This window comes from Pseudoalteromonas sp. ASV78 (genome assembly GCF_047806705.1).
Taxonomy (GTDB): Bacteria; Pseudomonadota; Gammaproteobacteria; order Enterobacterales; family Alteromonadaceae; genus Pseudoalteromonas; species Pseudoalteromonas prydzensis_A.
The window spans coordinates 1,030,194-1,042,976 of the sequence record NZ_JBLOPA010000001.1 but is presented as its reverse complement, the minus strand read 5'-3'; the positions used below and the strand labels follow the sequence as shown (position 1 = coordinate 1,042,976).

Genomic DNA, 12,783 nt, shown 5'->3' with positions numbered 1-12,783 from the left:
ACTTGAGCTTCGGATAATAAATCACTATGTGAGTAAATCTTTAAAGCAAAGCTCAGGTTAGGTAATAATTGATACTCTAATTTATTTGAAGACTAACTAATTTAAAAGATGATCATACAGCTACTAGTGTATGAGTTAAATACCAAATGTAAATGATTTTGTCGTTAAAGAGCGGCTTATATGGCCGTTGTGACTATTTTTATGTTTTTATATAAAAGTACAAAATTCGGCAAAGGTCAAAAATTAGTTTGCTTGTTAAAGTAATCGCAGCTGTTTTTTGTGGTTAATTGAGCTATTATTTTTTTGTAGTTTTAAAAGGCAGTTGCACGGGATTGGCGTTTTATAGACGCAGTAATGAAAGCGTAATATGAATATGATTTAACAGTAGGGTGAGCTATATCACTAATCAGTAGCGATAAGGAATTTAGTCATTACTATGAGTAACCATGGCAAAGAGAACACTAAAAACACCGCTGATGAGCATCAATTAGCTCAGCATTACCAGTGTGTTCGACACCATAGCGTGACGATAATAAACTCGTTATCAGCAGAAGATTGCCAATTACAAGCTATGGCAGATGTAAGCCCAAGTAAATGGCACCTTGCGCATACGACGTGGTTTTTCGAAACTTTTTTGCTAATTGCCCACAGCTCACACTACAGCGTATTTAATCCTAACTTTAAAACTTTATTTAACTCCTATTATAACGGTATAGGTGAACAATTTAAGCGCGCCTGCAGAGGAAGTTTATCGCGGCCTAGTTTAGATGACGTGATTGCCTATAGAGAATATGTAGACCGGGCGGTGATTGCATTACTGAGTGCACCGTGCAGCGAGTCTATAAAGCACGTTATTGAGTTAGGACTACACCATGAACAACAGCACCAAGAACTAATGCTGATGGACATTCAATATAACTTTTCAGTTAATCCATTGTTTCCTGCTTATTGCGACACTAGCAATAACCGTAGAGAAAATCCTGTTACGCAAGCGAGTCCTCTTAGCTTTGTGGCATTTTCAAAGCATACAGCAAATATTGGTGCTATTGGGCAAACATTTAGCTACGACAATGAACGGCCAACCCATCAAGTGCTTATACAGCCATTTCAATTTGCTAACCGGCTAACTACCAATGGCGAGTATTTGGCGTTTATACAAGATGGTGGTTACCAAAACCCAGAGCATTGGCTCAGTGATGGTTGGGCGCAGATAAATAATGCTCGGCAAACCGCGCCACTCTATTGGCATAAAATAAATAATGAGTGGTTTGAATTTACATTAGCTGGACTACAGCCTTTGGCGCTAAATGAGCCGCTAAGCCATGTTACCTTTTACGAAGCAAACGCTTTTGCACATTACTCACAAGCGCGCCTCCCAACCGAATTTGAATGGGAAAGCGTGGCTAACAGTAATGCGGCGCAAACTATCACCCAGCTGACTGATAACTGTTGGCAGTGGACAAACAGTGCCTATTTACCGTATCCAGGCTTTAAGCCAATAGCAGGTGTGGCAGGGGAATACAATGGTAAATTTATGGCGAACCAAATGGTTTTGCGCGGAGGCTGTAAACTTACCCCGCAAAATCATTTAAGACTAACTTATCGCAATTTCTATTATCCACACCAAGCGTGGATGCGCAGTGGTATTAGACTCGCTAAGGATTGAGCATGAGCCAAGTAACAACATTAACGACAACTGAAATTGATAACCGCTTTTTAGACGATGTTATTGCAGGGCTGTCACAGCAGCAAAAAAATCTACCCTGTAAATACTTTTATGATGATAACGGGGCTGCTTTGTTTGAGCAGATCACTGAGCTTGATGAGTACTATGTAACACGCACAGAGCTCAGCATTTTAACCAAGCACAGCCAAGCAATCGCCAAGTTGCTTCCTGATAACTTATCAATCATAGAGCCTGGTTGTGGCTCAGGTAAAAAAATTGCTTATTTGTTAGCGCACTTAGTCAATGTGAAAAGTTTTGTGCCATTTGAGATCTCTAGTGAAATGCTTAATTACTCACTGGCTCATTTATCTCCACTATTTCCTGAGTTAGCTATTTCGCCGTTGTTGGGGGACTTTACTCATAGCCAAATGGTAAAGCAGTTAAGCCGTGCAACACAATTGGATAGTCAAACGAATCTCGTGTATTTTCCAGGCTCAACAATAGGCAATTTTTCACCGCTAAAAGCCATTGAGATCATGAAAAACTTCCATCGCTTATGTGGTATTAACGGCTATGTCCTGATTGGCATTGATTTGCTCAAAGACCGTCAAGTATTACTTGATGCTTATGATGATAAACAAGGCGTCACCGCGGCATTTAATAAAAATCTGCTCCAGCGTATTAATGCTGAATTAAATGCTGATTTTGATCTTAGCCAGTTTCATCACCAATCACGGTTTAATGAAAAACTAAGCCGCATTGAAATGCATTTGATCAGTAACTGTGAACAAACAGTCATCGTCAATGGCGAACCATTTAGTTTTTCTCAAGGTGAAAGCATCCATACAGAAAACTCCCATAAATACGCACTACAGGCATTTACTCAACTTAGCGCCCAAGCTGAATTACGTTTAGAGCAAACGTGGCAAGACGAGCAGGGGTATTTTGCATTGTGTTTATTGAGGCCAATTTAAACAATGTACAGTTCATCATTTATTATTTAACTGATAATGACGCTACTGTTTTTTAAGCGGTAATTAATGGTTGCCCCTGCACCAGAATCTTGGCAAAGCTGGCCATGTGTTTGCGCAGTGTATTGTTTGATTATGGGGGCAATGATACTGATGGCTGAACCTGTGGCGCTATCTTCATCAACACCATAGTAGGGAGCAAAATATCGAAAATGCCACTGTGTGGTTTGATTAGCTATTTGGCGCTGTTGCAATACAATCACTGCATTTGGGTAGTATTGTAATTGTGCTGTATTTACCGCGAGTGTTTTTAAAGGCTGATCACTGTTAATCATCACAGTACTGTAGCCGTTAATTTCTGCGGTTTTATAGCTTTGCATTATTGTGGTCGCAATGGCTTGTTGCAGCAGAGCCTCTGTTTGTACTGCTGTGCTATCAATGGTGGCTAATTGTAGTTGCAGTGCCCGTTGATGTATTTTGGTGTTAAATACTTCCCCTGTCTTTGTATAAAAAGCGTTTGGGCTAAATCCTTGCCATTTTTGTAAAAACAGTGCTGCGGCGAGTGTCCCATGACCACAGCGGCTGATCTCATGGCTGTGATTAAACCAACGAATAGGGCAGTGATTTTTTTTGATATTGGCTTGATTTAAAAATACGGTGGCGGGCTGAGCGGTGTTGTTTGCAATGCGCTGCATTAGTCGAGTTGTTAACCCGGTTTTATAAATAACAATTAACGCAGATGAGCCTTTACAGCGTCTTGCTGTATCGTTAAAAACTTGCTCAATAGCAAAAGACTGCACAAAGCGCGGGGCTTTGTGCAGTCTGTGAGTTAATGCCAGATTTAATAAGCGACTAGGCTGATTATTTCTTTTGTGCATAGGCGTCGTTATGAATACCTGCGGCACGACCTGATGGATCGGCATTATTTTGAAATGATGCATCCCATAATAACGCTTCAGGTGTTGAACAGGCGACTGACTTACCATGCGGTACGCATTTGGCAGCTGCATCACCTGGGAAGTGAGACTCAAAAATAGTACGGTAGTAATACGCTTCTTTTGAATCAGGTGTATTAATAGGGTATTTAAATTTTGCGTTTTCAAGCTCTTGATCGGTTACTTGCTCGTTTACAAACTCTTTTAATGTATCAATCCAGCTGTAGCCAACACCATCCGAAAACTGCTCTTTTTGCCGCCATAACACTTCATCAGGTAAGTAGCCGTCAAAGCCTTCACGTAAAATATGTTTTTCAATTTTGCCATCTTTACACATTTTAGCTTCAGGGTTGATACGCATTGCAACATCAACAAACTCTTTATCAAGGAAAGGGACGCGGGCTTCTACACCCCATGCCGCCATTGATTTATTGGCGCGTAAGCAATCAAACATGTGCAGTTTAGACACTTTGCGGTTTAGCTCTTCATGAAACTCTTGTGCATTTGGTGCTTTATGAAAGTACAAGTAACCACCAAATAGCTCATCAGCACCTTCACCAGAGAGCACCATTTTAATACCCATCGCTTTGATTTGGCGCGCCATTAAGTACATTGGCGTAGAGGCACGAATGGTGGTCACATCATACGTTTCAATGTGATAAATAACTTCACGCAGGGCATCAATCCCTTCTTGAATCGTAAATATAATCGGATGATGAACCGTCCCTATCATATCCGCTACTTTTTGTGCAGCCGCTAGATCTGGGGAGCCTTCAAGGCCAACCGAGAAAGAGTGCAGCTTAGGCCACCATGCATCGCTTTCATCATTATCTTCAATACGTTTTGCTGCAAAACGTTGGGTAATAGCTGAAATAACGGATGAATCTAAACCACCTGACAACAACACGCCATAAGGTACGTCACACATTAATTGACGTTTAACGGCGGCTTCAAGTGCATCTTTGACGTCTTCGGCTTTTGCGCTGTTATCTTTAACGGCATCGAAGCTTTGCCAATCACGGGCATAATATGGGCGCAATTGACCATCTTTGCTCCATAAAAAATGCCCTGGAGGGAATTCTTCAATGTGTTTACAAATAGGTGATAATGCTTTTAATTCTGAGGCAACATAAAAGTTACCATGCTCATCGTGGCCAGTATAAAGTGGAATAATACCGATATGGTCACGGCCGATTAGATAGGCGTCTTGTTCTTCATCGTATAAACAAAAGGCAAAAATACCGTTTAGGTCGTCTAAAAACTCAGGCCCTTTCTGTTTGTATAACGCTAAGATAACTTCACAATCTGATTGTGTTTGAAAGGTAAAATCAGTCTCTAAATTAGCCGCTAACTCTTTGTGGTTATAAATTTCGCCATTAACCGCTAGAATATGAGTTTTTTCTGGGTTATATAAAGGTTGTGCGCCGCTTGAAACGCCAACGATGGCTAAGCGTTCATGCACTAAAATAGCTTTTTCTGATGAATATACGCCAGACCAATCAGGCCCGCGGTGACGTAATAATTTTGACATTTCAATTGCTTGCGTACGCAATGGGGCGGGATCAGACTTTATATCTAATACACCAAAAATTGAACACATAGTAACTCCTCATTCCTATCATGTGTGTTAGTTAGGCCTAAAATACCTAACTATTCACCTTTGTTTTAACAGAAATAATTAACTAAGTCACATAGCTTTTACAATATTTTTAGAATAATTTATGCACCACCGCGAGCATGCTTGCACCAACTTGATCAGTGAGTGGTGCCTGCTGCTACTTTTATATCCTGTTTTGCACTGATCGCTTCGTTGATCATCACTTTTAGAGCACTTATAACAGTGTCTTCACTCATACTTGGTGCGCCATTATGGTGCACCGCTTGACTGGGTAAATACGGAATATGAATGAAGCCACCCTTGATATGTGGTTCGTGCTGATTAATATGGTGCAATAGGCCATACATCACGTGATTACAAACATAGGTGCCAGCGCTATTTGAAATAGCGGCAGGGAGCTCAGCTTGATGTAATGCCAGCAACATACGTTTAATTGGTAGGTTTGCAAGGTAGGCAATAGGCGCGTTTGCGATGACTGGCGCATCAATCGGTTGTTGCCCGGCATTGTCTTTCATGCGTGCATCATCAATATTAATAGCAATGCGCTCTATGCTAATTTCGCTGCGTCCACCAGCTTGGCCAGTACAGAGCACTAAGACTGGATGGTGTTGCTCTATCGCTTGGTATAGCACATCTAATGAACGCTTAAATTCACAAGGTAATTCTAAAGTGATAACGCGGTGTTTTGCTATTAAACTGTCCTCCAACTTGCTGACAGCTTGCCAAGAGGGGTTAATTGACTCCCCTGCAAATGGCGCAAAGCCGGTGATCAATACACAAGGCATACTTGATGTCAGTTTAGTCATTACAAACCACCCTATAGATCAGAATAATATTAATTGCCAATAGTGGCACTTGCACCTTTATAACATGGTCTGTGCATTTAAAGTACCGCACTGACGTTAATGCTTATTTTTAAGTGCAATAGCAAGTTGTTGTAAGTGCGCATTTAGCTTGGCTTGTGCAGCATTTGCGGTTGCTAAATCGGCATAGCAGAAGTTAATACTGTCACCCGGTTTTAGCTGCGCAAAATGATAAAGATCGGCACTGATAACGGTGCCAAGTAACGGGTAGCCACCAGTCGTTTGGCCATCATTAAGCAATACTATTGGCTCACCATTGGGCGGTAATTGAATCGAGCCTGGGCTTACTGCTAAAGATGGCAGTGAATGCGAATGTGCTAATTGATTAGTGTGTGCCTGCAACCTGACACCCATGCGGTTACTTTGTGGGGTCACTTGCCAGCTTTTTGCACAAAACTCGTCGCGCGTTGACTGGCTCAGCAGCTGGGTATGAATACTTGGATGCAGACGAATTAGGCTACGTTTTGGTGGTGATATTGCCCCCAGCTTTGGCCAACTTTTTGAGTATGGCGTAATAGGGATAGTATCGTTTTCTTTTAGCGCAGCGCCGGTTGTACCACCAAATCCTGCGGCTAAATCGGTCGCCCGCGAGTTCATTACACGCTCACAATTTATGCCACCTTTAACCGCTAAATAGGCTCTAAAGCCGTTTCTAGCTGTAGCAAATGTCAGAGTTTGATCTTGTTTAACTGTGTAAGTCCAACCTGGGTAAATCGGTGTATCGTCCAGTTTAGCTTGCATGTCTGTGCCAATAAGGGCAATGCTGGTATCGCAATTAAATTGCAGTTGCGCCAACCCTAATGTTATTTCAATAACGGCGTCGTTATCATCGTTATCGAGCAAACGATTTGCTATGGTCATAGCGTAACTGTCTATCGCTCCCGATTGCGCAACACCTAAGTGACGAAAGCCTGTGCGGCCTTTATCTTGAATAGTCATTAATAAACCGGGTTTTAGTACCGTGATCATAATGTTGACTCCAGACAAACAAATTGCAGTGTATCGCCAGGTTGAATAACACTGGGTGGATTAGCGTGGCAGTTAAATAAAGTAAAATCAGTGTGGCCAATTATATGCCAGCCGCCGGGAGAGTCAGCAGGGTAGATACCGGTTTGCTCTGCTCCGATGGCAACAGAGCCTTTGGCAACCTGTGTACGCGGGTTTGCTCTGCGAGGCGTATGCAATTGCGCTGTTAAACCATGCAGGTAGACAAAGCCAGGTTGAAACCCTAAAAACAGCACTTGATAATGTGCGCTGCTGTGTAATTCAATGACTTGTTTTGGCGAGAGATCATGCGCATCGGCAACAAAATCCAGATCGGGACCATAGTCACCGCCATAGCGGGTGAGTATTTTATGATGGGCGCCTTGATGTTGTTGTACGTCTATTTCGTCCCACCAAGTTACTAAGGTGGTTTGCCATTTAGCCAGCTCATTTGTATTTAGCAAATAAACGGTGAGCGAGTTCATTGCCGGTACGATATCAATAAAGGCGTTACTCTCTTTGCACTGGCTCACCAATGCCCAGATCTTTTTTTGGATAGCTAAGCTGTCATCGCTTAAGTGTGTTGCATCTAAAAACAGGCTATTGCTACTGAGTATTGAAATCGATACGGGTGCTTGTGAGTTCATGGCTGATTATTTTATTAATTCTTAATCATTCCAACCTAGCACACTCAGTATTAAATGTTTACAGCAATGCGATTAGATTGCTGGATTTTAATACTCAAGTTATTTGCTGGGGACTTACGCATAAGCTTAACCTATCTGCTTATGCGTAATAACGCAGCTTAGTTGTTTAACAGCCACTCACTTAATAGACGAACACCATAGCCAGTCCCGCCGGCTGAGATTTCATCTTTACCTTTGCTTGCTAACGCATTACCCGCGATATCAAGATGCACCCAGCGGGTATCACCGGCAAAATGTTGTAAAAAGCTGGCTGCAGTTGTTGCGCCAGGGCCACTTGAACCTAAATTTTTAAGATCCGCAATATCCGATGATAATGTGTCTTTATAGCCTAAAGGTAAGCGCCATAAGTTTTCATTAACTTGTTTACCAGCTAGGGTTAGTTGCTGAACTAGTTCGTCATCATCTGAAAAAACCGCCGCATAATCATTACCTACAGCACTAATTTTAGAGCCAGTAAGGGTTGCAACATCAATCATTACTTGTGGCTTAAAATATTCTCTGGCATACCACATCGCATCGCTTAGTACTAAACGACCTTCCGCATCGGTGTTGACAATCTCAACACTCAAACCTTCAGCTGTGCGCACCACATCGCCAGGGGCTACCGCAAACTGCGAGACCATGTTGGCAGCCATGGCCATTACTGCCACTACATTTTTATCTGCTTTTGCTAATGCCATCGCTTTAACTGTACCAAGTACGGCTGCGGCGCCTGCCATATCTGACTTCATACGCGCTATCGATGCGCCAGTTTTTAAACTGTAGCCGCCTGAATCAAAGGTGATCCCTTTACCGACTAGCGCGATAGGTGTGTCGTTTGAACCTTTGTAATGAGCAACCACTAAACGAGCACCTTGCTGGCTACCACGGCCTACGGCTTCCAGTGCGCCCATACCGAGTTCTTTTAATTGCTGTGGCTCTAAAATGGTGATTTCAACACCTAAAGACTCCAGCTCTTTTGCTGCATTAGCAAAATCCACTGGGGTCATTTCAGTGGCAACTTCTGAGGTAAGGTCGCGAGCTAAAAATACGCCCGCTTGAATGCTTTCAAGCTGTGCGTATTCACGTTTTGCTTGCTTAGCGTTATCTACATCAACACTATAACTGATTGTGTGGGTATTCGCCGTTTGTTTGTATTTTTCAAAGCGGTGATCACGCAGGTTCGCACCATGAGCAAAGTTAGCCGCTAATACGCTATTACTATTTACACCAGCCAACTCGTCGCTAGCGATGGTTGCAGTCGCTGTTTTATTAGCAAGTAATTGCGCGTGAATATTGCCACCTAATTTACTCATTAACGCTTTATCAAGTTTATCTTGTTTGCCTGTGCCCACGATAAGCACACGGTTAAAGTCACTGTTATGCGGGGCTAATACTTCAACAACACTGGCGTACTTGCCACTAAAGTCATTACTGTCAATCGCACGCTGTAATTGGTTATTTAGTGTTTTATTAAGGGATTTGAACTGCTTATTACTGCCATCTTGGGCATAAAACAGTACTAATGCGTTGGCGTTATCATCAATTTTATTTGTAAAACTAAACTCTGCGGCCGTGGTTTGCGTACTGATTGTTACAGCAAGTGTGAGTGCCGATAGATTGAAAAGCGTCTTCATTGTTAAACCTATATTAAATAAAAGCCTTTTTACCTTACTTAGGTTCACAGGTTAAGTCGAATTCGGTAAAGCTGCGATAATGAGCGATAAAATAATACAAACGAATGAAATAATAGTATCTGCTCTAAGGTCTACTAAAATGAAGCAATTAATAGAGTGAGGTAGGGTATGTTGACATCAAAGAATTGGCTTACATTAGCCGCTTGCAGCGTTTTGTTCAGTGCGGCAAGTTATGCGCTGTCGCTTGAAAATGAAACAGACCGTGATGTCCAAGCCACAATGCATTTAGAAACGATTGTACTCGGCTCTGGCTGCTTTTGGGGCGCTGAAAAACGCTATGAAGCGTTAGACGGTGTGATCGATGCAGAATCTGGTTATGCAGATGGCAAAGGGTTCAAAGCAAGTTACCGTAACATTACTAAGCAGTCACGCCGCTATGATGAGAACAATTATGCTGAAGTCGTTCAAGTAACTTTCAACAGCAATATTATAAGCGCCGAAACATTACTAAAAAATTATTTTGAAAGTCATGATCCCACGCAAAAAAATCGTCAAGGTAATGATATTGGTACGCAGTATCGTTCAATTGTTTTAACTACTACGGCCGAGCAAGCCAAAGTAGTAGAACAATTAAAGGCGCAATATCAAAGTAAATTAACCGCCGCTGGGTTTGGTACTATCAAAACGATAGTTAAACCGCTCACTGAGTTTTTCCCGGCGGAGGAGTATCATCAGGACTACTTAGTTAAAAATCCGAATGGCTATTGCCCCGATCATTCAACTGGGGTGGTATTTGAAAAAGTCAGTGAAGATGCAATCGACAATACGGCATTATTAGCTGGAAAACAGATTGTTGTGATTGATTCACGTGATTATTGCCCATACTGTGAGAAATTTAAAAAAGATGTCAGCAATGAGTACAAAGGCAGTATTGCGTTAACGTATCGTAAGGCCGATCAACTTGATGGCTTAACAATTAAAACGCCAACTTGGGCAACCCCCACCATCTTATTTTTAGAAGATGGCAAAGAGGTTTATGGTCGTCAGGGTTATGTGTCAGCGGCTGAATTTTATAAAGCGCTGGGGGCGTTTAAATTAGGTGATAGTGAGGCGTATTCGGTGGCGTTTAATGCCCGCACAGACAGCCCGTTTTGTAAGCAATACGCTATATTCAAAAATACCCCCGATGGTATTTTTATTGATAAACTCAGTGGAGTACCGTTATTTGATACGCGTGACAGATTTAAATCGGGCACTGGATGGTTGTCATTCACTCATCCGGTTAAAGATACAGTAACGCTACATGATGACAACAGTTATGGCATGCAGCGTATTGAAATCAAGTCAAAATCTTCTGGTATTCATTTAGGGCATTTGTTTCCCGGCGAAGGGCCTAAAGGCCAAGACCGTTATTGCATTAATGCCACTGTACTCGAGTTTGTGGCGCGAGAGCAAAGCTAACACACAGCTCGTTTATCCAAAATCAAAACCCAGTCATGCACTGGGTTTTATTTTATGAATATCACTTAAGTGTTTAAAGGTATCTAGTAACCACTTAATAAATAGTTCAAGTGAGGCGTTGGTCTCGCTCGGATCATGTTGAACTAAGTAGTATTTATCTTTTGTTACTAATGGCTCATCGGTAAAGTTAAACAACCAACTTTCATCAAACCAGGTTTGGCTAATAGGTAAGGGGATAAGTGCGATCCCCATGCCTTGTTGGGCTGCGCGGGCGACACCAAACATACTATCGATTTGGATGATTTGTTTTGGTGAAAAGTCATCAAGGCCTACATGTTCAGCCCATTGGTGCCACGCCCAAGGGCGAGCTTTATGTAAAATCAGCGGTACTTGTTGTAACGCTTCTAGGGGATTTTCATGCCATTGTTGCCAGTTTTCTTTGTTACATGCCGGAGAGTATTGTAAAGAGAATAGCTCGTGTACCACGCCTTCAAGAGGTTTTGACGACGACAACACAATCGATAGATCACTGTTTATAGCCAACTCTTTACGGGTTTTCATGGTATTCAGTTGCAAATTGGTTTTCGGGTGCTCGGTGGTCCACTCACTGAGTTTCGGCATCAATAGTTCACTGGCAAAAAACTCAGGTAAGGTAATACTGATAGTGACATTCTCTTGCAACTGACTAAATTCAGTGATGGTTTTTTCAAGTGCTTTGATCAGCGGTGACACAGAATCATAAAAGTTTTTGCCCGCAGCAGTTAAATTGATAGAGCGAGTTTGGCGTTCAAATAGCTCAATACCTAATTGCTCCTCTAGCTGCTTGATTTGGTGACTAACAGCGGATGGCGTGAGGTAAAGTAAGTTAGCGGCTTCTTTAAAGCTTAACGTTCTTGCCGCAAAACAAAATGAACGTAATCCTCTAATAGGTGTTTGCATAGTCGTTGTTAGTAATTCTCAATAACGTTAGTTAAGCAATTATTATCCCAATTTGCAAAAAACCTCTGCTTAAAGTATGGGAATAGGTAATATTTGCCAGAATGCCTAATAAATAGACTTTTTTGGATTGTTTAATCTGCTACAAGCATTTAAATAGCTAATATATTAAGTTATTTCCGTTGCTTATTAAATTATATGTTTAAGCAATTTCAGTGATTTTCACAACCTTGGGGCATTATACGCTATTTGTGTGACAAATTGGTGCAGCCAAAAAAAATCCCTCTTGCGAGGGATTTTGGGTAACTCAGCGCCATTGGCACTGGGAATGAGGTCGGTACAGGGTGGATCTGAGTGTTAAATTAAAAAACCATCTCAGGAACGTCACCATCAACAAGTAATTTACCTGCTGTTTTACTAATAATTTCATCAACTGACACGCCCGGTGCGCGCTCTAGCAGATGAAATGCGCCGTCTTTAACTTCTAACACGGCTAAATCTGTTACTATTTTCTTTACACAGTTAACACCAGTTAACGGTAAAGAGCAACTTTCAAGTAGTTTTGAATCACCATGCTTACTAGCATGAGTCATAGTAACAATAATATTCTTAGCGCCAGCGACAAGGTCCATCGCGCCGCCCATACCTTTGATCAGCTTTTTTGGGATCATCCACGATGCGATGTTGCCGTTCTGGTCAACTTCAAATGCACCTAGAACAGTTAAGTCTACATGACCTCCGCGGATCATTGCAAAACTATCTGCACTATTAAATATCGCGGCACCTGTGGCTGCTGTCACGGTTTCTTTACCCGCGTTGATCATATCAGCGTCAAGCTCTGCTTTTGTTGGGTATGGACCCATGCCTAATAAGCCATTTTCAGACTGTAGCATAACTTCAATGCCATCTGGTACATAGTTGGCAACGAGGGTAGGAATACCAATCCCCAAGTTTACGTAGTAACCGTCTTGTAATTCTTGCGCAACACGCATTGCGACTTGTTCACGTGATAATGCCATGATGTAG

The 12,783-nt window shown here is 42.0% G+C and carries 11 protein-coding genes; 3 read left to right on the top strand and 8 right to left on the bottom strand.

Features of this window, described 5'->3' with window-relative positions:
- Nucleotides 1–436: 436 nt before the first annotated feature.
- Together egtB and egtD are read left to right on the top strand one after the other, a co-directional pair.
- Nucleotides 437–1,666, top strand: a complete 1,230-nt coding sequence (gene egtB / locus ACMVDV_RS04780) for an ergothioneine biosynthesis protein EgtB (RefSeq protein WP_416157372.1) — start codon at nt 437–439, stop codon at nt 1,664–1,666.
- 2 nt (nt 1,667–1,668) lie between these two features.
- Nucleotides 1,669–2,640 (top strand): L-histidine N(alpha)-methyltransferase, encoded by a 972-nt coding sequence (gene egtD, locus ACMVDV_RS04775; RefSeq protein ID WP_416157371.1) that lies wholly within the window; start codon nt 1,669–1,671, stop codon nt 2,638–2,640.
- 26 nt (nt 2,641–2,666) lie between these two features.
- Here egtD and ACMVDV_RS04770 read toward each other — a convergent pair whose 3' ends face one another.
- From ACMVDV_RS04770 to ACMVDV_RS04745, 6 genes are all read right to left on the bottom strand, one after another.
- Nucleotides 2,667–3,515 (bottom strand): PhzF family phenazine biosynthesis protein, encoded by an 849-nt coding sequence (locus ACMVDV_RS04770; protein ID WP_416157370.1) that lies wholly within the window; start codon nt 3,513–3,515, stop codon nt 2,667–2,669.
- Nucleotides 3,499–5,172, bottom strand: coding sequence for an asparagine synthase B (gene asnB / locus ACMVDV_RS04765; RefSeq protein ID WP_145233255.1), 1,674 nt, complete (start codon nt 5,170–5,172; stop codon nt 3,499–3,501). Before asnB ends, ACMVDV_RS04770 begins: the two co-directional genes overlap by 17 nt.
- A gap of 155 nt (nt 5,173–5,327) precedes the next feature.
- Nucleotides 5,328–5,996 (bottom strand): pyroglutamyl-peptidase I, encoded by a 669-nt coding sequence (gene pcp / locus ACMVDV_RS04760; RefSeq protein WP_416157369.1) that lies wholly within the window; start codon nt 5,994–5,996, stop codon nt 5,328–5,330.
- A 96-nt stretch (nt 5,997–6,092) separates the two neighbouring features.
- A complete protein-coding gene (locus ACMVDV_RS04755) occupies nt 6,093–7,022 on the bottom strand; it encodes a biotin-dependent carboxyltransferase family protein (protein ID WP_416157368.1) in 930 nt (309 codons plus the stop codon).
- Nucleotides 7,019–7,684, bottom strand: coding sequence for a 5-oxoprolinase subunit PxpB (pxpB, locus tag ACMVDV_RS04750; protein WP_416157367.1), 666 nt, complete (start codon nt 7,682–7,684; stop codon nt 7,019–7,021). Before pxpB ends, ACMVDV_RS04755 begins: the two co-directional genes overlap by 4 nt.
- A 158-nt stretch (nt 7,685–7,842) precedes the next feature.
- Nucleotides 7,843–9,360 carry a leucyl aminopeptidase gene (locus ACMVDV_RS04745; protein ID WP_416157366.1) on the bottom strand — a complete coding sequence of 506 codons (1,518 nt, stop codon included), beginning with the start codon at nt 9,358–9,360 and terminating at the stop codon, nt 7,843–7,845.
- Between the two features lie 168 nt (nt 9,361–9,528).
- Here ACMVDV_RS04745 and msrA point away from each other — a divergent pair, with 168 nt between their 5' ends.
- Nucleotides 9,529–10,821 (top strand): peptide-methionine (S)-S-oxide reductase MsrA, encoded by a 1,293-nt coding sequence (msrA, locus tag ACMVDV_RS04740; RefSeq protein ID WP_416157365.1) that lies wholly within the window; start codon nt 9,529–9,531, stop codon nt 10,819–10,821.
- Nucleotides 10,822–10,854: 33 nt separating this feature from the next.
- Here msrA and ACMVDV_RS04735 read toward each other — a convergent pair whose 3' ends face one another.
- Nucleotides 10,855–11,760 (bottom strand): LysR family transcriptional regulator, encoded by a 906-nt coding sequence (locus ACMVDV_RS04735; protein ID WP_304181996.1) that lies wholly within the window; start codon nt 11,758–11,760, stop codon nt 10,855–10,857.
- A 359-nt stretch (nt 11,761–12,119) separates the two neighbouring features.
- Nucleotides 12,120–12,776 (bottom strand): CoA transferase subunit B, encoded by a 657-nt coding sequence (locus ACMVDV_RS04730; protein WP_192542184.1) that lies wholly within the window; start codon nt 12,774–12,776, stop codon nt 12,120–12,122.
- Nucleotides 12,777–12,783: the final 7 nt, after the last annotated feature.

What these genes read in the sequence shown, in the direction of transcription:
- egtB (WP_416157372.1), top strand. Translation starts at nt 437, where the DNA reads ATGAGTAACCATGGCAAAGAGAACACTAAAAACACCGCTGATGAGCAT.
- egtD (WP_416157371.1), top strand. Translation starts at nt 1,669, where the DNA reads ATGAGCCAAGTAACAACATTAACGACAACTGAAATTGATAACCGCTTT.
- ACMVDV_RS04770 (WP_416157370.1), bottom strand. Translation starts at nt 3,515, where the DNA reads ATGCACAAAAGAAATAATCAGCCTAGTCGCTTATTAAATCTGGCATTA.
- asnB (WP_145233255.1), bottom strand. Translation starts at nt 5,172, where the DNA reads ATGTGTTCAATTTTTGGTGTATTAGATATAAAGTCTGATCCCGCCCCA.
- pcp (WP_416157369.1), bottom strand. Translation starts at nt 5,996, where the DNA reads ATGACTAAACTGACATCAAGTATGCCTTGTGTATTGATCACCGGCTTT.
- ACMVDV_RS04755 (WP_416157368.1), bottom strand. Translation starts at nt 7,022, where the DNA reads ATGATCACGGTACTAAAACCCGGTTTATTAATGACTATTCAAGATAAA.
- pxpB (WP_416157367.1), bottom strand. Translation starts at nt 7,684, where the DNA reads ATGAACTCACAAGCACCCGTATCGATTTCAATACTCAGTAGCAATAGC.
- ACMVDV_RS04745 (WP_416157366.1), bottom strand. Translation starts at nt 9,360, where the DNA reads ATGAAGACGCTTTTCAATCTATCGGCACTCACACTTGCTGTAACAATC.
- msrA (WP_416157365.1), top strand. Translation starts at nt 9,529, where the DNA reads ATGTTGACATCAAAGAATTGGCTTACATTAGCCGCTTGCAGCGTTTTG.
- ACMVDV_RS04735 (WP_304181996.1), bottom strand. Translation starts at nt 11,760, where the DNA reads ATGCAAACACCTATTAGAGGATTACGTTCATTTTGTTTTGCGGCAAGA.
- ACMVDV_RS04730 (WP_192542184.1), bottom strand. Translation starts at nt 12,776, where the DNA reads ATGGCATTATCACGTGAACAAGTCGCAATGCGTGTTGCGCAAGAATTA.